A 16,842-nucleotide genomic window follows, 5' to 3' on the forward strand; every position below is an offset into this window, starting at 1 on the left:
GTCCGATGTGCTCGGACGGCCCCCGCGGGCTGCGCTGGTGAAGGCCTCAGGCCTTCTTGGTCTCCCAGAAGATCTTGTCGATCTCCGCGATCTTGCCGAGGAGGTCGTCGGCGACCTTGACCTCGAGGCTGCCCTTGGTGCCGCCGGCACCGGCGAGCTTGGTGGCCTCGTTGAACAGCTGGTGCAGCTGCGGGTACTTCTCGAAGTGCGGCGGCTTGAAGTAGTCGGTCCAGAGCACCCAGAGGTGGTGCTTGACCAGCTCGGAGCGCTGCTCCTTGATGACGATCGCACGCGCCCGGAACTCCGGGTCCTCATTGGCGGCGTACTTCTCGCAGATCGCCTTGACCGACTCGGCCTCGATCCGGGCCTGTGCCGGGTCGTAGACGCCGCACGGCAGGTCGCAGTGGGCGGAGACCGTGGTCTTCGGACGCAGAAGGTTGACGAGCACCTGCGTTTCCCTTCCCTCGTTACGGATCATGCTCAGGGCATCGACATTACTCTTGTGGCTCCGGCCGGGTACGGGCAGGGCGCTCGGTATTTGGGCCTAGGTCCCGATCCCGTGGGATCAGCCGGAGGCATGCCTGGAATGCCCGTCTCCTGTCTGTCGTATCCGCCAACGGCCGTCCTATGCAGGGGGTAAAGATGCGTTTGCCATGGCGGGCCGTCGCCGTGACCGGCGAGTCGATGCTGCCCACGCTGAAACCCGGCGACTGGCTGCTCGTACGGCTCGGACGGCACGTCGCGGCGGGGGACGTGGTGGTCGCGCGGCACCCGTACGAGGCGGACGTCCTCACCGTCAAGCGCGCCCGCCATCGCGAGGGCGAGGGCTGGTGGCTGGAGAGCGACAACCAGAAGGCGCCCGGCCGCCAGGACAGCTGGGACTGGGGCGCCGTCCCCGACGGCCTGATCGTCGGTCGCGTCGCCCTGCGCTACTGGCCGCCGACCAGGCTAGGGAGTGTTTCGCGACGACCTTGGCCACCGCGCAAACGCGCTACCTGAGCCGGGGAGTAACGCCGGAGGCGAGCTCCCCGGCTCAGATCGCGAAGCGATGTCGCGTTTGCCTGAGCCCGGTCAGGCCGAGCCGCCAGGCGAGGCCGTAGGCCGGGGTAGTGAAAACGCAGCCTCTGGTCTCGGGGGGTGCTGGGCGGCGGCGACGCTCGGGCGGCCGGCGCAGCGGTCGGAGCAGTAGCGGCGGGACCGGTTCGTCGTGGTGTCGAAGAACACCCGGGTACAGCCGTCGGCGCGGCAGATGCCGAGCCGGTTCAGGCCGTGGTCGCTGATCTTGACGGCGAGGCCCATCGCGGCCCAGGCGGCGTACCGGTCGGGGATCGAGCCGCCCTCGTTCAGGTGCAGGTGCCAGCGCGAGCCCTCGTGGCCCGACATCTGCGGATGGACCGGATGCTGGATCAGCAACGAGTTGAGCCGGTCGATGGCGCCGTCCTCGTCGCCGCGGCTCGCGGACAGGAAGATGGCGCGCAGCTCCGCGCGCAGCTCGCGCATGCCGTCGAGGTCACGGTGCGTGGTCCGGCCGCCCAGGTGCGGCCGGATCTCCAGAAGGGCGTGCAACCCTTCGAGATCACGCAGAGTGTCGTCCGGCGGGTTCTGCGTGTTGACGAGTTCGATCGCCAGGTCTGCATAAGAGGCGAGGTCCACGTGCGCTCCAGATGGAGTCGACCTGATCGTGCGAATCGTAAGGGTCATTCCCCTATGTCGAGTATTACACCTTCGGGGGAGAGGCGAGCAGAAGTCGTGTCGGCCGAATATGAAATATTGTGCTGTCGGCACGGTCCATAGCCGACAATTTGCTCGGAGTCCGGCGATCGCGGCGGATGTTTCAAGGTCATCACGCTGGGTGGCCGATCGTGCACCGGAGCTGGAACGATCGCGGCCCGTGACCGCAGTCCGGGTCACGGGCCGTGATGAAGACAGGAGATCGTCGTTCGTCCGGGCTAGATCCGGCTGACCCCGTCCAGGCGGGCCTGCTCGGCCACCGCGGCCGTCACGGCGGGCGCGACGCGCTCGTCGAACGGGCTCGGGATCACGTAGTCGGGGGACAGGTCGTCGCCCACGATGTCGGCGATCGCGCGGGCCGCCGCCAGCTTCATGCCCTCGGTGATCGAGTGCGAGCGCACGTCCAGCGCGCCCTTGAAGATGCCGGGGAACGCCAGCACGTTGTTGATCTGGTTGGGGAAGTCGCTGCGGCCGGTCGCGACCACCCGGGCGTGCCGGCGCGCGACGTCGGGGTGCACCTCGGGCGTCGGGTTGGACAGCGCGAACACGATCGCGTCCTGGTTCATCGTGGCGACGCAGGACTCGTGAACGGTGCTGCCCGACAGGCCGATGAACACGTCGGCGCCGTTCAGTGCCTCCTCGGTGGAGCCCTTGAGGTGCGACCGGTTGGTGATCCCGGCGATCCGCTGCTTGACCGGGTTCAGCCCGTCGCGGCCGTCGTAGATCAGGCCCTTGCTGTCCGACAGCGCGATGTCGCCGATGCCGGCCTCGATCAGGATCTGCGAGACCGCGATGCCCGAGGCGCCCGCGCCGGCGACGACCGCGCGCAGCTCCGACAGCGGCTTGCCGATCAGGCGGGCGGCGTTGGTCAGCGCGGCGAGCGCCACGATCGCGGTGCCGTGCTGGTCGTCGTGGAAGACCGGGATGTCCAGCGCCGCGCGGAGCCGGTCCTCGATCTCGAAGCAGCGCGGGGCGCTGATGTCCTCGAGGTTGATGCCGCCGAAGCTGGGCGCCATCGCGATCACCGTGTTGACGATCTCGTCGACGTCGGTGGTGCTCAGCGCGATCGGCACCGAGTCCACCCCGGCGAACTCCTTGAACAGCAGCGACTTGCCCTCCATGACCGGCATGGAGGCGGCCGGGCCGATGTCGCCCAGGCCCAGCACGGCGGTGCCGTCGGTCACGACGGCGACCACCTTGGAGGTCCAGGTGTAGTCGTAGGCGAGCTCGGGGTGGTCGGCGATGGCGGTGCAGACCCGCGCCACACCCGGGGTGTAGGCCAGGGACAGATCGTCCTTGTTGCGCACCGGGATGGTCGAGCGCATCTCGAGCTTGCCGCCGCGGTGCAGCGGGAAGGCCGGATCGTCGTCGTAGGAGAACGTTTCGGTGGGAATGGGCTCAGCAGCCACAGCGACCCCTGTCAGTGAAAGCGGATTCGGGCGATGCCGCCGCGGTGATGTTGGTCTGGTGGCCAGTCACCTCGTGGACATCTCGCGACGTACGGGGGTCACCCGTTGCCCGATTGTGCCACACCCGTCCTCGAATTCCGCTGGAGTCGTGAGGTGGCGGCCATCACTCACGTGACGTGACGCCACCGAACTATAACTTAGGGTAACCTTCCGTGACGCGCCGCACGGCCGCTGAGCAGGCTTGTTGTCCGATTGTTTCGGACCCTTAATCCAGATCACTCCAGGTGTAGGCCAAAATGTGCACCTGACCATCGGATCTCCTGATCCGGCGAACCAACCTGGAGGGGGACCTGTGAACACCGGTTCTCTGCGCCGTCGTGCCGTGACGGCGAGCGCGCTCGTGCTGACGGGCGCCCTCGCGCTGTCGGCCTGTGGCGAGAAGAAGGACGAGTCGGCGCAGCCGACGACGAAGGTCACTCCGAAGACCGGAGCCGACCAGGCGCTGGCCGCCAAGGTCCCCGCCGACGTCAAGTCCGACGGCAACCTCTCGGTGGGCACCGACGCCACGTACGCGCCGATGGAGTTCCTCGACACCGACAACAAGACCGTGATCGGCTTCGACGCCGACGTGATCTCGGCGGTGGCGGGCAAGCTCGGGCTGAAGGCCACCTTCACCCCGGCGCCCTTCGCCGCGGTCATCCCGGGTGTCACCTCCGGGAAGACCGAGGCCGCGATCTCCTCGTTCACCATCAACCCGGACCGGAAGAAGCAGGTCAACATGATCAGCTACTTCCAGGGCGCCACCCAGTGGCTGGTGAAGTCGGGCAACCCGGACAAGATCGACATCAACAACGCCTGTGGCAAGAAGGTCGCCGTCCAGAAGGACACGACGCAGTCGGACGAGGACGTTCCGAAGCGCCAGAAGGCCTGCAAGTCCGCGAGCAAGCCCGGGATCACCGTCGACCCGTACCAGGACCAGGGCCAGGCCACCACCTCGGTCGCCACCGGCAAGGACCAGGCGATGCTCGCCGACGCCCCCGTCGTGCAGTACGCGGTCAAGAAGACCAACGGCCAGCTCGAGACCCTCGGCGAGGCCTACGACCCGTTCAACTACGGCATCGTGGTCGACAAGAAGCAGACCCAGCTGGCCGAGGCCGTCCAGGGCGCCGTCCAGGCACTGATCGCCGACGGGACGATCAAGCAGATCGCCGACAAGTGGGCACTGAAGTCCGGCTTCATCGAGAAGTCGGTCATCAACCCCTGACGCCATGACGGATACCACCAACGAACCGGAGCGGGCGCGGCCTGAGGCGATCAAGGCCGTGCCCGTCCGGCACCCCGGCCGCTGGCTCGCCGTCGCCGTCCTCGCCGTGCTCACGGCGATGTTCGTGCACATGCTGGTCACGAACAAGAACTTCCACTGGGACATCATCGTCGACAACGCGTTCCGGCCGAACGTGATCGAGGGTGTGCGGACCACGGTCTTCCTGACCATCGCGTCGATGATCATCGGCATCCTGCTGGGCATCGTGCTCGCGGTGATGCGGCTGTCGAGCAACCCCATCCTCAGCACGGTCTCGTGGCTCTACACGTGGTTCTTCCGCGCGGTGCCCCGGCTGGTGCTGGCGATCCTGTTCGGCAACATGGGAATCCTCTACAAGAAGTACACGCTGGGGTTCCCGTTCGAGCAGCAGGTCGGGGACCTGCTGGGCATCGACCTCAACACCACGATCTTCAGCGTCAAGGCCGCGACCCTGCTGAGCGGGCTGATGGCCGGCCTGCTCGCGCTGGCGCTGTCGGAGGCCGCCTACATGGCCGAGATCGTCCGGGCCGGCATCCTGTCGGTCGACCCGGGCCAGCGTGAGGCCGCTCAGGCCCTGGGCATGTCCCAGACGCGGCTCATGCGCAGGATCCTGCTGCCGCAGGCCATGCGGGTGATCATCCCGCCGACGGGCAATGAGACCATCGCCATGCTCAAGGACACGGCGCTCGTCGCATTCGTCCCGGTGACCAACGAGCTGTTCTTCCGTCTTCAGGCGGTCGGCACCCGGATGTTCCTCCCGTTCCCGATGCTCGTGGCCGCATGCCTCTGGTACGCGGGCCTGACGAGTGTTCTGCTGGTCGGGCAGTTCTTCATCGAGCGCCACTTCGCGCGCGGCACGGCCGTCACCGGAGAGAAACGCAGGGGCCTGCGAGCCCTCGGCTTCGGCAGCGGCAGCGGAGGTGCATGATGAGCGTTCCCTTGTCCAAGGACACCGGCGGCGCGAGTGACGGCCTGATGGTCAAGGCCGAGCAGGTGCACAAGCAGTTCGGCCGTCTGGAGGTGCTCAAGGGCATCGACCTCGAGGTCAAGCCGCGCGAGGTCATGTGCATGATCGGCCCGTCCGGCTCCGGCAAGTCGACGTTCCTGCGCTGCATCAACCACCTGGAGAAGATCAACGCCGGTCGCCTCTGGGTGAACGGCCACCTCGTCGGCTACAAGCAGAAGGGCGACAAGCTCTACGAGCTCCGCGACCGTGAGGTGTCGGCCCAGCGCCGGGAGATCGGCATGGTCTTCCAGCGCTTCAACCTCTTCCCGCACAAGACGGCCCTGCAGAACATCATGGAGGCGCCCGTCGGGGTCAAGAAGGTTCCCCGCCAGGAGGCCCGCGAGAAGGGCAGGCAACTGCTCGACCGCGTCGGCCTCGCCGACAAGGTCGACAGCTACCCGTCCCAGCTCTCGGGCGGCCAGCAGCAGCGCGTGGCGATCGCCCGGGCGCTCGCCATGGAGCCCGCGTTGATGCTCTTCGACGAGCCGACCTCGGCGCTCGACCCCGAGCTGGTCGGCGACGTCCTGGACGTCATGAAGCAGCTCGCCCTGGACGGCATGACGATGGTCGTCGTCACCCACGAGATCGGCTTCGCCCGCGAGGTGGGCGACTCCCTGGTCTTCATGGACGGCGGCGTCATCGTGGAGAAGGGCGCCCCCCGCGAGGTGCTGACCAACCCCCAGCACCCCCGCACCCAGGACTTCCTCTCCAAGGTCCTTTGAGTCGAAGCCGAACGGCCCGTACACCGAAGGAAAGGTGTACGGGCCGTTCGGCATTCGCCGGTGATCAGCAGGCCTCGACCCGCCAGTTGGTGGTGTATCGGACGGACGCCCACGCGTCGGTCTCACCCGGATCGATCGTCTTGCAGTTCAGCTTCCAGCCGTCCAGATTCACTCGAAAGCTGTGCTTCTTCGAGCACTTGTTGCGGACGGCGTAGATGTAGTCGTTCTCTCCGTATTTCGGTCCGAAGGAACGAACGCCGCAGAAGCCTGGGTCGGCCGACGCCGACTGGATCGGAACGGACGCGCCCGCGAAGGCGACCATGGCGGCTGCTCCGAGCGTTGCGATTCGAGCCCTGGTCATTCGATCACGCCTTTCTCTCGCTGTCTGTGCTGCCGCGGTGAGAACGGTGCCCGGGTGCTAGCAGGCCTCGACCCACCAGTTCTTGTCGAGCGTGATCAGCGACCAGGCCTCCCAGTCGTTCGGGCTGATCGGCTTGCAGACCTGCTTTCCCGCGGCCGAGAGAACGATGCGGAAGCTGTGCGTCTTGGAGCACTTGTTCCGGACCGCGTAGATCCACTTTGCGCCGCTTCCCTTCGGTCCAAAGGCGCGGACGCCACAGAATCCGGGATCGGCGGACGCCGGTTGAGTGGAAAGTGCCGTCGCGGTGGCGAGGGACAGAACGGTTGCCGCTCCCAGCGCGGTGATTCGGCGCAAGTGCATTCAACACTCCAGCTGGTCCCAATGGATTGGTTCTCCCCGTGATTGGGTGGAGAGATCTTCTCGGAGGTCCAATGCGGAGTCAAGGTGGGGTAGATCACACGAAATATGAAGATTCAAGCAGAAGGTCCCATTTGTTCAATTTGCTCCGGCTTTGAGTCGTTCAGGACGTGGAGTCCTGGCGTGATGTCCCCGGCCCCGTGTTCAGCCGTGGGTGGGCCGCTCGTCGTCCGGGGCCGCGGCCTAAGGTGGGGCGCATGTTCGCTGTCACGGCTTCGCGGTTCGATGGAGACAATCCCCTGAACGGGCTGACGCTCGGGGAGCGGCCCGATCCTGAGGTGCCCGAGGGGTGGGCGCTGGTCACGGTCAAGGCGACCGCCCTCAACCATCACGATCTCTGGTCGCTCAAGGGGGTCGGGCTGCGGGAGGAGCGGCTGCCGATCGTTCTGGGGTGCGACGCGGCCGGGGTCGACGAGGACGGGAACGAGGTCATCGTGCACTCGGTGATCGGCGACCCGGATCGTGGGGGAGGGGACGAGACGCTCGACCCGAAGCGGTCGCTGCTGTCGGAGTCCTATGACGGGACGTTCGCCGAGAAGGTGGCGGTGCCGAAGCGGAATCTGGTGCCCAAGCCGGCGGAGCTGTCCTTTGAGGAGGCGGCCTGCCTGCCTACGGCCTGGCTGACCGCCTATCGGATGCTCTTCGACAAGGCGGGGCTGCAGCCGGGGTCGAGCGTGCTGGTGCAGGGGGCGGGTGGGGGTGTTTCCACTGCTCTGATTGCGCTGGGGTCGGCGGCGGGGTATCGCATGTACGTGACCGGGCGGAGTGAGGCCAAGCGGAAGCGGGCCTTGGAACTGGGCGCCGATGGGGTCTTCGAGCCGGGGGCTCGGCTTCCCGAGCGGGTGGACGCCGTCATGGAGACCGTGGGCGAGGCGACGTGGTCGCACTCGCTGAAGTCGCTGCGGCCCGGAGGGCGGATCGTGGTGTCGGGCGCGACGAGCGGTCAGGTGCCGCCGGCGGAGCTCAACCGGGTGTTCTTCCTGCAGCTGTCGGTCGTCGGGTCCACGATGGGGACGCGGGAGCAGCTGGCGCGGCTGGCGAAGTTCCTGGTCAAGACGGGCGTGCGGCCGAAGATCGACCGGGTGCTGCCGCTGGCGCGGGCGGACGAGGGGTTCGCCGCGATGCACGAGGGCGAGATCTTCGGAAAGATCGTCTTTACTCCTTAGCGCGGAAGACCTCGCCGCGCAGGCGGTCGCGGGTCTCCTCCAGCACGGCCTGGACGGCGGCGAGGTCGTCGTCGTTCAGGCTGGAGTCCTTGACGGCCGAACGGACGTCCTCGACGAACCCCCCGAGCAGGCGCTCCAGCTTGAGGCGGGCCAGGTCGTCCTGGGAGCCGGTCGCGGTGCGCCAGGCGTCCTCCCAGTTCTGCCGCCACTCTTCCTTCCAGGCCTGCTTCTGCTCGCGCCAGTAGTCCTTCTGGCGGCGCCACTCCTCCTTCTGGCGGTCGGTGGCGTCCCGCCAGGCCTGCTTGGAGGTGGTCTTGCCCTGGTCGCGCATGTCGCGGGCGGCGGCGGTCAGCTCCTCGCGGAGGCTGCGCACGGTCTGGCGGACGTCCTGCTGGACCTCGCGGGCGAACTCCTGGGCCGAGGCGGAGATCTCCTCCTCGAGCTCGGCCAGCTCGTCCATCCGGCGTTCGAGCTCGTCGCGGCCCTTGTCGGTCAGCGAGTAGACCTTCTTGCCCTTGATCAGCTCGTGGCTGACCAGGCCCTCGGACTCCAGCCGGGCGAGACGCGGGTAGATCGTGCCGGGTGAGGGCGAGTAGACCCCGAGGAACCGGTCCTGAAGGAGCCGGATGACCTCATAGCCGTGCCGCGGGCTCTCCTCGAGGAGCTTGAGCAGGTACAGCCGGAGGCGGCCATGGCCGAAGACGGGGCTCAACTCACTTCTCCATTTCGGGTGTGCTGATCGCGGGGGCGTCGTCCGAGGGGCGTCCGAGGACGGTGACGCGGCCCGACACCGAGTTGACCGAGAGGCGGCCGGTGCCGTCCCCCAGCTGCCCGGCGATGTTCCGGCCGAACGGGCGTTCCTGCCGGTCCAGTCCCTCGAACGAGGTGTCGATCCGGCCGGCGGCCGAGGTCAGCGAGACCCCCGCCGAGATCCAGTCCGGAACGCGCAGGACCACCTCGCCCGACACGGTGTTGACGTCGATGCGGCTGTCGGGGTTCAGGTCGACGTCGGCGGCGATGCGGCCGCTCACCGTCCGGGCGGCCAGCGACTCGACCGCCCCGCCCGCCAGCGACAGGTCGCCGGAGACCGAGGTGAAGGACACCTTGCCGTCCAGGCCTTGAGCCTCGATCGCGCCGGAGACGGTGTTGGCGTCGATGGCGCCGGTCACGCCGTCCAGGGTGACGGTCCCGGCGGCGCTCTTGATCGAGGTACGCGAGTGCAGGCCGGTGATCATGCCGTCGGCCGACACGAGGTTGATGCTGACCGGGCAGTCGCGCGGCACGGTCACGGTGACGGTGGCCCGGCAGCGCTGCTGGCGCAGCCAGCTCAGCACGCCCTCCCACATCCGCTCATGGCTGATGGTGAGCATGCCCGCCTCGTGCGTGATGACCAGGGGCGGGCCGTCGACCGAGTCGATGTGCACCGACGGCTTCTCGTCGGAGGCCAGTACCGAGATGCTGCCCGAGATCAGCGTGGCCTTGAGCGCCACCACGCCGTCGAAGTCCAGCGAGGTCGGTTCGTCGATCGTCCACCGCGACATGGGCATGCCTTCCGTCCGCTCCACCGTTCAGTAAACACGATATGTCGCGTTCACCGAAAGTCAAGATGTATCGCGTTTGCCCCCGGGGTCAGTCCTCGTCGTCGTCCAGCCGGGCGAGCCAGGTGGCCAGCCGTTCCACGGGCGTCTCGAACTCGGGGTTCAGGTCGACGAACTCGCGCAGCCGGTCGGCCAGCCACGACAGGCTGACCTCCTCGCCGCCGCGGCGCTCGACCAGCTCCTCGATCCCCCGGTCGGTGAAGTACATTCTCGTGATCTCTCTCAGGTGATATGCCGAGGGCCCCGGCGCGCCACCTGCGCGCCGAGGCCCCCGGAACGGGCTGAACGCCCTTGCTCTCGCGCTTACTTCTTCTCGTCGAACAGCCGGCCCAGCAGGGCTTCCTGCTCGGCCGCGTGCAGCTTGGCCGAGCCGATGGCCGGGGAGGCCGACGCCGGGCGGGAGACCCGCGCCAGCTGCCTGCCCTCCAGGTGCTGCGGCAGCTTGAGCGCGAAGAACGGCCACGCGCCCATGTTGGCCGGCTCGTCCTGGACGTAGACGATCTCGGCGTCATCCGGGTACTTGGCCAGCTCGGCCTTGATCTCCTCGACGGGCGGCGGGTAGAGCCGCTCGACCCGGACCACGGCCGTGTCGGTCACGCCGGCGGCCTTCCGGGCGTTGATCACGTCGTAGTAGATCTTGCCGGTGGTGAGCAGCACCCGCTTGACCGACGACGGCTGGATCGCCGGGTCGACCTCGGGGATGACCGGCTGGAACGCGCCGGCGGTGATCTGCTCGACCGACGAGGTCGCCGCCTTCAGCCGCAGCAGCGACTTGGGCGTGAACACGACCAGCGGCTTGTTGCGCTCGGCCAGCACCTGCCAGCGCAGCAGGTGGAAGTAGTTGGCCGGGGTGGTCGGGTAGACCACGGTCATGTTGTCCTGGGCGCACAGCTGCAGGTAACGCTCGATGCGCGCCGAGGAGTGGTCGGGCCCCTGACCCTCGTAGCCGTGCGGCAGCAGCAGCACGACACCCGAACGCTGGCCCCACTTCTGCTCGCCGGACGAGATGTACTCGTCGACGATCGACTGGGCGCCGTTGGCGAAGTCGCCGAACTGGGCCTCCCAGGCGACCAGCGCGTCGGGCCGGGTCATCGAGTAGCCGTACTCGAAGCCCATCGCCGCGTACTCGCTGAGCAGCGAGTCGTGCGCGTAGAACTTGGAGATGCCCTGCCCGAACTGGCGCAGCGGGGTGTACTCCTCGCCGGTCTTGCGGTCCACCAGCACCGCGTGGCGCTGGCCGAACGTGCCGCGGCGGGTATCCTGGCCGACCAGGCGGACCGGGTGGCCGTCGATCAGCAGCGAGCCCATCGCCAGCATCTCGCCGGTCGCCCAGTCCAGCGCGTCGTCCTCGACCGACTGCACGCGGCGCTGCAGGATCGGCTGGAGCCGCGGGTGGACGGTGAAGCCCTCGGGCAGCGTCACCTGCGTCTCGATGATCCGCTTCACGACCTCCTGGGAGATCGCGGTGCCCGCCGAGCCGTGGTCGATCGGGATGCGCTCCTCGACGTCCGGCTTCACCACCGAGCCCGGCTCGGCCGGCTTCTTGACGGCCTCACGGGTCTCGGTGAACGCGCGCTCCAGTTGCTCCTGGTAGTCGCGCAGCGCCGCCTCGGCCTCCTCGACGGTGATGTCGCCGCGGCCGATCAGCGCCTCGGTGTAGAGCTTGCGCACCGAGCGCTTGGCGTCGATCAGGTCGTACATCAGCGGCTGGGTGAACGAGGGGTTCTCGCCCTCGTTGTGGCCCCGGCGCCGGTAGCAGACCATGTCGACGACGACGTCCTTCTTGAACGTCTGGCGGTACTCGAAGGCCAGCAGCGCGACCCGGGCGCAGGCCTCGGGGTCGTCGCCGTTCACGTGGAAGATCGGCGCCTGGATCATCCGCGCCACGTCGGTGGCGTACACCGAGGAGCGCGAGTACTCGGGGGCCGTGGTGAAGCCCACCTGGTTGTTGATGATCACGTGCACGGTGCCGCCGGTGCGGTAGCCGCGCAGCTGCGACAGGTTCAGCGTCTCGGCCACGACGCCCTGGCCGGCGAACGCGGCGTCGCCGTGGATCAGGACCGGCAGCACGGTGAAGCCCGCCTCGCCGACGTCCAGGATGTCCTGCTTGGCGCGGACGACGCCCTCCAGCACCGGGTCGACCGTCTCCAGGTGGGAGGGGTTGGCGACCAGCGAGGTGTGGATCTTGGAGCCGTCGGGCGCCACGAAGTCGCCCTCGGCGCCCAGGTGGTACTTCACGTCGCCGGAGCCCTGGGCGCTGCGCGGGTCGAGGTTGCCCTCGAACTCGCCGAAGATCTGGCCGTAGGACTTGCCGACGATGTTGGCGAGCACGTTCAGCCGGCCGCGGTGGGCCATGCCGATGACGACCTCGTCCAGGTGCTCGGTCGCGGCCGCGGAGATCACCGAGTCGAGCAGCGGGATCACCGACTCGCCGCCCTCGAGCGAGAACCGCTTCTGGCCGACGAACTTGGTCTGCAGGAACGTCTCGAAGGCCTCGGCGCTGTTCAGCCGGCGCAGCACGTGCAGCTGCTCGTCGCGCGAGGGCTTCTCGTGCGGGACCTCGACGCGCTCCTGGATCCAGGCGCGCTCCTCGGGGTCCTGCATGTGCATGTACTCGATGCCGACCGTACGGCAGTAGGCCATCCGGAGCACGCCGAGGATGTCGCGCAGCTTCATGGTCGGCTTGCCGCCGAACCCGCCGGTCGCGAACTCGCGCTCCAGGTCCCACAGGGTGAGGCCGTGCTTCAGGATGTCCAGGTCGGGATGGCGGCGCTGCTTGTACTCCAGCGGGTCGGTGTCGGCCATCAGATGGCCGCGGACCCGGTAGGCGTGGATCAGCTCGTGCACCCGGGCGACCTTGGCGACGTCGTCCTCGTGCGTCGCCGAGATGTCCTGGACCCAGCGCACCGGCTCGTACGGGATGCGCAGCGCTTCAAAAAGGTCGTCATAGAAGCCGTCGGCGCCCAGCAGCAGCTGGTGCACCCGGCGCAGGAAGTCGCCCGACTGGGCGCCCTGGATGATGCGGTGGTCATAGGTGGAGGTCAGCGTCATGACCTTGCTGATCCCCATGCGGGACAGCGTGTCGGAGGACGCACCGGCGAACTCGGCCGGGTACTCCATGGCGCCGACGCCGATGATCGTGCCCTGGCCCGGCATCAGGCGCGGCACCGAGTGCACCGTGCCGATCGTGCCCGGGTTGGTCAGGCTGATCGTGGTGCCCTGGTAGTCCTCGATCGTCAGCTTGTTGTTGCGGGCCTTGCGGACGATCTCCTCGTAGGCCGCCCAGAACTGGCGGAAGTCGAGGGTGTCGGCGGCCTTGATGCTCGGCACCACCAGCTGGCGGGTGCCGTCGTCCTTCTGCAGGTCGATCGCCAGGCCGAAGTTGACGTGCTCGGGCTTCACCAGCACCGGCTTGCCGTCGACCTCGGTGTAGGCGGCGTTCATCTCCGGCATCGCGGCGAGCGCCTTGACGATCGCATAGCCGATGAGGTGGGTGAACGAGACCTTGCCGCCGCGGCCGCGCTTCAGGTGGTTGTTGATCACAATGCGGTTGTCGATCAACAGCTTGGCCGGCACGGCGCGCACGCTGGTCGCGGTCGGGACCGTGAGGCTGGCCTCCATGTTGGCGGCCGTACGGGCCTGGACGCCGCGCATCCGGACCTCTTCGGCGCCCGCGGGCACCGGGGTCGGGGCGGGCTTCTTGGCGGCCGGCGCGGCGGGGGCCGCGGCCTTGGCGGCGGGCTTGCCCGCCGGAGGCGCCGTGGAGGGGGCCTTGGCGGGTGGAGCGGTGGCTGTCGGCGGGGCTGTCGGCGGAGCGGCCGTGCCGTTGGCGGTCTGTACGCCCGGGGTGGGGGTCGCGGCCGGCCGGGAGTCCGGCTGGTAGTCCGCGAAGAAATTCCACCAGGCTTCGTCAACGGAGTTGGGGTCTTCGAGGTACTTCTGGTACAGCTCGTCGACCAGCCACTCGTTGGCGCCGAAATCTGTGTGCTTGGGGTCGGCACTTGTATGCGACGACTCTGTCGACACGGCGGAGATCGCCCTCTTCCGCAGCTCGCAGGTGAGTTCTGAGACGAGTCAAGGCTACTCGCACTTCGATGTCACATATGCAAGCGCCGTGCCTTCACCACCCGCCATCGCCCGAAACCAGCCGATCTTGCCTAATCCCCATGGTCGGATTTGGCAAGATCGGCCCATGCCCCCATAGCTAGATCGGACCTGAGCCGCCCACGCGGGCGCGCTACCTGATCTGCGGGCCCGAAGCCGAAGGCCGGGGCCCGCAGATCAGATCGCGAAGCGATGTCGCGCCCGCCGCTTTTGCGGTTCGGCTCGCGAGCCGCCAGGCGAGTGGGCCGAGGCCGTGAAAGCCAAAAATCAGTGGGTGTGGGGGGCGACGGTCGGGCCCTCGCTGGCCTGGACGAGCACGAAGCCCTGGCCCTGGTAGGCCAGCTGCATGGCCTCGCCGCTGCCACGGCCGATCAGCGCGCCGGCCTTGAAGGTGCGGTTCACGCCGACCTGGAGGCTGGTGCTCCACGCCACGGCGGACTGGCCGTCGGCGAACGTCGGGGCGCGGCCGCAGTCCAGCATCACCGGGGTGCCGTGTGTGGTGAGCGCCACCCAGCCGGTGCCCTGCAGTGTGGTGTTGAACAGGCCGCCGGCCGCGATGCCCGCGCCCTGGACCCGCTGGATGTCGGAGGTGAGCTGGGAGTCGTAGGCCAGGATGTTGGACCCGTTGACCGTGAGCCCCTCGTTCTCCAGGTAGAAGAGGTGGATGTCGTCGGCGTCGTTGGCCAGGAACAGCAGGCCCTGACCCTTGACCCGCATGAGCGGGACGCCCTCGCCGGTGACGGCCTTCTTGATGAACTTGCCGATACCGCCGGAGCCTTCGTAGTCGAACTCCATCTGCCCCTGGAAGGCGACCATCGAGCCCTGGCGGGCGAGGGCGTCTCCGTTCAGGTGCACCCTGAGCATCTTGGAGTTCTGGAGGGTGAAGTGTCCGGGGAGCTGTCCCTGCTCCATGTTGCCAAAGAACGAACTGCGCATCGCCGAGGGGCCTTTCGCATGACTGGTCTGATGGAATTCGCCAGCATAACGGCGGGATGTACCCAGTCTTGAACTTTCGTCCGGCTCCGGCAATCCACCCGGCCTCCCAGGACGAACCCCCTATGTGATGAGCACCGAGCCCGTGGTCGCCGGACGCTACCGGCTGCTGGAAATCGTGGGCAGCGGCGGCATGGGGGTGGTCTGGCAGGCCCGGGACGAGGTCCTGGACCGCGAGGTCGCTGTCAAGGAGATCCGCATGCCCCCTGGCCTGGGGGAATTCGAGTGCCAGGTCCTGTGTCAGAGGGCTGTCAGGGAGGCCCGTTCGGCCGCGCGGCTCAACCATCCGGGCGTGGTGACGGTCTTCGACGTGGTGGAGGAGGACGGCCGGCCGTGGGTGGTCATGGAGCTCGTACGGGCCCGTTCGCTCCAGCAAGTGATCAATAGGGACGGGCCGTTGCCGCCCGCGCGGGTGGCCCGGATAGGCCGCCAGGTGCTCGCCGCCCTCGGCGCCGCTCACCGCGCGGGGATCCTGCACCGGGACGTCAAGCCCGCCAACGTCCTCCTGGGGGCGGGGGACAGGGCCGTTCTCACCGATTTCGGCATCGCGGTGATCGAGGGGGACGCCTCTCTTACCCAGACCGGCGCCGTTCTGGGCTCCCCGGCCTACATCGCCCCCGAACGCATCCGGGGCGAACGAGCCCAGCCCGCCTCGGACCTGTGGGCCCTCGGCGCCACCCTCTACGCGGCGCTGACCGGCCGCGCGCCGTTCCACCGGACGGACCCGGTGACGATCTTCGGCGCCGTGATGAACGAGGAGCTCACCTTCCCCGACAACGAACTTCGCCCCGTATTGGAAGGCCTCCTGCGCAGGGACCCACAGCAGCGCATGGAGGCCGGGGTCGCCGAGGCCGTCCTTCTGGCCGTGAGCAACGACCCCCTCCCGGGACTGCTGTCGGTGGCCTCACCCCGGGCCATCGACAGCACCCGGGCCGATCTGCCCATGGCCGTGGAAGAAACGGCACCCGTAGAAGATGCGCCCGTAAGAGATAAGGAGAGCGAGCTCTCCTGGCGGATGGGCGGCCTGATGGCCTACGGCGGCATGGTGCTGCTGTTGCTGGGGTCCCTGTTCGTTCTGCTCAGCCAGAAGTGAGCGCCGCACGGTCCTGAGGCTCGCTCCAGTCGATGAGCGGCCCCTTGGGCACCACCCCGGACGGGTTCACGTTGCGCTGAGTGATGTAGTAGTGACGCTTGATCTGGTCGAAGTCCGTGGTGTCGCCGAACGCCGGTATGGAGAAGAGGTCGCGCGCGTAACCCCAGAGGTTGGGGTAGTCGGTCAGCCGCCGCACGTTGCACTTGAAGTGGCCGTTGTAGACCGCGTCGAAGCGGGCGAGCGTCGGGTAGAGCCGTACGTCGGACTCGGTCACCGCGTCGCCGAACAGGTAGCGGCGCCCGGCCAGCCGTTCCTCCAGCCGGTCGAACGTGGCGAAGAGCGCCTCGACGGCCTCGTCATAGGCGCCCTGGGAGGTGGCGAAGCCCGCCCGGTAGACGCCGTTGTTGACGGTGGCGTAGATCAGCTCGTTCAGCCCGTCGATCTCGGGACGGAGCTCGACCGGGTAGAGGTCGGGAGCCCCGGTCGGCAGGTAGTCGGTGAACTCGGTCTCCATCATCGTGGTGATGAACGGGAAGTCGTTGGTCACCAGCCGCCTCGTCCGGGTGTCCCAGACGCACGGGACCGTGTAGCGGCCCTGGTATTCGGGGTCGGAGGCCAGGTAGAGCTCGGACACGAAGCTCGCGCCGGTCACCGGGTCGCGGTCGGGGAAGCGCCAGCCCTTCTCGTCCCGGATCGGGTCGACCACCGCGAGGTTGATGACCTCCTTCAGCCCGAGCAGGGACCGGACGATCATCGTGCGGTGCGCCCACGGGCAGGCGTAGGAGACGATCAGGCGGTAGCGGCCGGACTCGGCGGGATAACCGCTGGAGCCGTCGGCGGTGATCTTGTCGGTGAAGCGGTTGGCCTGGCGGACGAAGCGGCCGTCGGTCATCTCGCGGGTGGTCATCCGCATCCCTCCTGGGATGGTCCGCATCATCG

At 68.0% G+C, this 16,842-nt stretch carries 17 protein-coding genes; 6 read left to right on the forward strand and 11 right to left on the reverse strand.

The features are described from left to right. Positions 1–46 precede the first annotated feature (46 nt). Positions 47–448 (reverse strand): superoxide dismutase, Ni, encoded by a 402-nt coding sequence (gene sodN, locus J4573_RS24775; RefSeq protein WP_307796854.1) that lies wholly within the window; start codon positions 446–448, stop codon positions 47–49. 194 nt (positions 449–642) lie between these two features. Here sodN and sodX point away from each other — a divergent pair, with 194 nt between their 5' ends. Then, entirely contained in the window at positions 643–999 is a 357-nt protein-coding gene (sodX, locus tag J4573_RS24780; protein WP_208258224.1) for a nickel-type superoxide dismutase maturation protease, read from the forward strand. Positions 1,000–1,071: 72 nt separating this feature from the next. On the opposite strand, the gene J4573_RS24785 is transcribed toward sodX, so the two are convergent. Continuing rightward, positions 1,072–1,653 (reverse strand): CGNR zinc finger domain-containing protein, encoded by a 582-nt coding sequence (locus J4573_RS24785; RefSeq protein WP_208258225.1) that lies wholly within the window; start codon positions 1,651–1,653, stop codon positions 1,072–1,074. Between the two features lie 296 nt (positions 1,654–1,949). Next, positions 1,950–3,140 carry an NAD(P)-dependent malic enzyme gene (locus J4573_RS24790; RefSeq protein WP_307796855.1) on the reverse strand — a complete coding sequence of 397 codons (1,191 nt, stop codon included), beginning with the start codon at positions 3,138–3,140 and terminating at the stop codon, positions 1,950–1,952. Positions 3,141–3,492: 352 nt separating this feature from the next. On the opposite strand from J4573_RS24790, the gene J4573_RS24795 reads away from it, so the two are divergent. Genes J4573_RS24795 through J4573_RS24805 form a run of 3 tightly spaced genes read left to right on the forward strand, consistent with a single transcriptional unit; the run spans position 3,493 to position 6,171 of the window. Then, on the forward strand, positions 3,493–4,404 hold the full coding sequence (locus tag J4573_RS24795; RefSeq protein WP_208258226.1) for an ABC transporter substrate-binding protein: 912 nt from the start codon (positions 3,493–3,495) through the stop codon (positions 4,402–4,404). Positions 4,405–4,408: 4 nt separating this feature from the next. Further along, entirely contained in the window at positions 4,409–5,371 is a 963-nt protein-coding gene (locus J4573_RS24800; RefSeq protein WP_208258227.1) for an amino acid ABC transporter permease, read from the forward strand. After that, positions 5,371–6,171 carry an amino acid ABC transporter ATP-binding protein gene (locus tag J4573_RS24805; protein ID WP_279575573.1) on the forward strand — a complete coding sequence of 267 codons (801 nt, stop codon included), beginning with the start codon at positions 5,371–5,373 and terminating at the stop codon, positions 6,169–6,171. Before J4573_RS24800 ends, J4573_RS24805 begins: the two co-directional genes overlap by 1 nt. Before the next feature lie 64 nt (positions 6,172–6,235). Here the strand turns inward: J4573_RS24805 and J4573_RS24810 are convergent, their stop codons facing one another. Together J4573_RS24810 and J4573_RS24815 are read right to left on the reverse strand one after the other, a co-directional pair. Then, the gene (locus J4573_RS24810; RefSeq protein WP_208258228.1) at positions 6,236–6,532 is read right to left on the reverse strand and encodes a hypothetical protein; all 297 of its coding nucleotides are present in this window, start codon (positions 6,530–6,532) and stop codon (positions 6,236–6,238) included. Positions 6,533–6,589: 57 nt separating this feature from the next. Next, positions 6,590–6,892: a hypothetical protein gene (locus J4573_RS24815; RefSeq protein ID WP_208258229.1), complete on the reverse strand. Its 303-nt coding sequence runs from the start codon at positions 6,890–6,892 to the stop codon at positions 6,590–6,592. A gap of 254 nt (positions 6,893–7,146) precedes the next feature. Between J4573_RS24815 and J4573_RS24820 the strand changes: the two genes are divergently transcribed. Beyond that, complete coding sequence (locus J4573_RS24820; protein WP_208258230.1) at positions 7,147–8,115, forward strand: zinc-binding dehydrogenase; 969 nt, start codon at positions 7,147–7,149, stop codon at positions 8,113–8,115. Here J4573_RS24820 and J4573_RS24825 read toward each other — a convergent pair. From J4573_RS24825 to J4573_RS24845, 5 genes are all read right to left on the reverse strand, one after another. Beyond that, entirely contained in the window at positions 8,105–8,827 is a 723-nt protein-coding gene (locus J4573_RS24825) for a PadR family transcriptional regulator (protein ID WP_208258231.1), read from the reverse strand. The genes J4573_RS24820 and J4573_RS24825 overlap by 11 nt on opposite strands. A 1-nt stretch (position 8,828) precedes the next feature. Beyond that, the gene (locus tag J4573_RS24830) at positions 8,829–9,662 is read right to left on the reverse strand and encodes a DUF4097 family beta strand repeat-containing protein (RefSeq protein ID WP_243773523.1); all 834 of its coding nucleotides are present in this window, start codon (positions 9,660–9,662) and stop codon (positions 8,829–8,831) included. An 82-nt stretch (positions 9,663–9,744) separates the two neighbouring features. After that, positions 9,745–9,921, reverse strand: coding sequence for a DUF6104 family protein (locus tag J4573_RS24835; protein WP_208258232.1), 177 nt, complete (start codon positions 9,919–9,921; stop codon positions 9,745–9,747). 95 nt (positions 9,922–10,016) lie between these two features. Next, a complete protein-coding gene (locus tag J4573_RS24840; RefSeq protein WP_208258233.1) occupies positions 10,017–13,739 on the reverse strand; it encodes a multifunctional oxoglutarate decarboxylase/oxoglutarate dehydrogenase thiamine pyrophosphate-binding subunit/dihydrolipoyllysine-residue succinyltransferase subunit in 3,723 nt (1,240 codons plus the stop codon). 345 nt (positions 13,740–14,084) lie between these two features. Beyond that, complete coding sequence (locus J4573_RS24845) at positions 14,085–14,753, reverse strand: AIM24 family protein (protein ID WP_208258234.1); 669 nt, start codon at positions 14,751–14,753, stop codon at positions 14,085–14,087. Positions 14,754–14,880: 127 nt separating this feature from the next. On the opposite strand from J4573_RS24845, the gene J4573_RS24850 reads away from it, so the two are divergent. After that, entirely contained in the window at positions 14,881–15,903 is a 1,023-nt protein-coding gene (locus J4573_RS24850) for a serine/threonine-protein kinase (protein ID WP_208258235.1), read from the forward strand. On the opposite strand, the gene J4573_RS24855 is transcribed toward J4573_RS24850, so the two are convergent. Beyond that, entirely contained in the window at positions 15,890–16,810 is a 921-nt protein-coding gene (locus tag J4573_RS24855) for a glutathione S-transferase family protein (protein ID WP_208258236.1), read from the reverse strand. The genes J4573_RS24850 and J4573_RS24855 overlap by 14 nt on opposite strands. Positions 16,811–16,842 lie beyond the last annotated feature (32 nt).

It is taken from the genome of Actinomadura barringtoniae (assembly GCF_017573505.1).
Taxonomy (GTDB): domain Bacteria; phylum Actinomycetota; class Actinomycetes; order Streptosporangiales; family Streptosporangiaceae; genus Spirillospora; species Spirillospora barringtoniae.

Bases quoted from the DNA above. Each gene is read 5' to 3' on its own strand.
- sodX (WP_208258224.1), top strand. From the start codon at position 643: ATGCGTTTGCCATGGCGGGCCGTCGCCGTGACCGGCGAGTCGATGCTG.
- J4573_RS24800 (WP_208258227.1), top strand. From the start codon at position 4,409: ATGACGGATACCACCAACGAACCGGAGCGGGCGCGGCCTGAGGCGATC.
- J4573_RS24805 (WP_279575573.1), top strand. From the start codon at position 5,371: ATGAGCGTTCCCTTGTCCAAGGACACCGGCGGCGCGAGTGACGGCCTG.
- J4573_RS24810 (WP_208258228.1), bottom strand. From the start codon at position 6,532: ATGACCAGGGCTCGAATCGCAACGCTCGGAGCAGCCGCCATGGTCGCC.
- J4573_RS24815 (WP_208258229.1), bottom strand. From the start codon at position 6,892: ATGCACTTGCGCCGAATCACCGCGCTGGGAGCGGCAACCGTTCTGTCC.
- J4573_RS24820 (WP_208258230.1), top strand. From the start codon at position 7,147: ATGTTCGCTGTCACGGCTTCGCGGTTCGATGGAGACAATCCCCTGAAC.
- J4573_RS24830 (WP_243773523.1), bottom strand. From the start codon at position 9,662: ATGCCCATGTCGCGGTGGACGATCGACGAACCGACCTCGCTGGACTTC.
- J4573_RS24835 (WP_208258232.1), bottom strand. From the start codon at position 9,921: ATGTACTTCACCGACCGGGGGATCGAGGAGCTGGTCGAGCGCCGCGGC.
- J4573_RS24845 (WP_208258234.1), bottom strand. From the start codon at position 14,753: ATGCGCAGTTCGTTCTTTGGCAACATGGAGCAGGGACAGCTCCCCGGA.
- J4573_RS24850 (WP_208258235.1), top strand. From the start codon at position 14,881: ATGAGCACCGAGCCCGTGGTCGCCGGACGCTACCGGCTGCTGGAAATC.
- J4573_RS24855 (WP_208258236.1), bottom strand. From the start codon at position 16,810: ATGACCACCCGCGAGATGACCGACGGCCGCTTCGTCCGCCAGGCCAAC.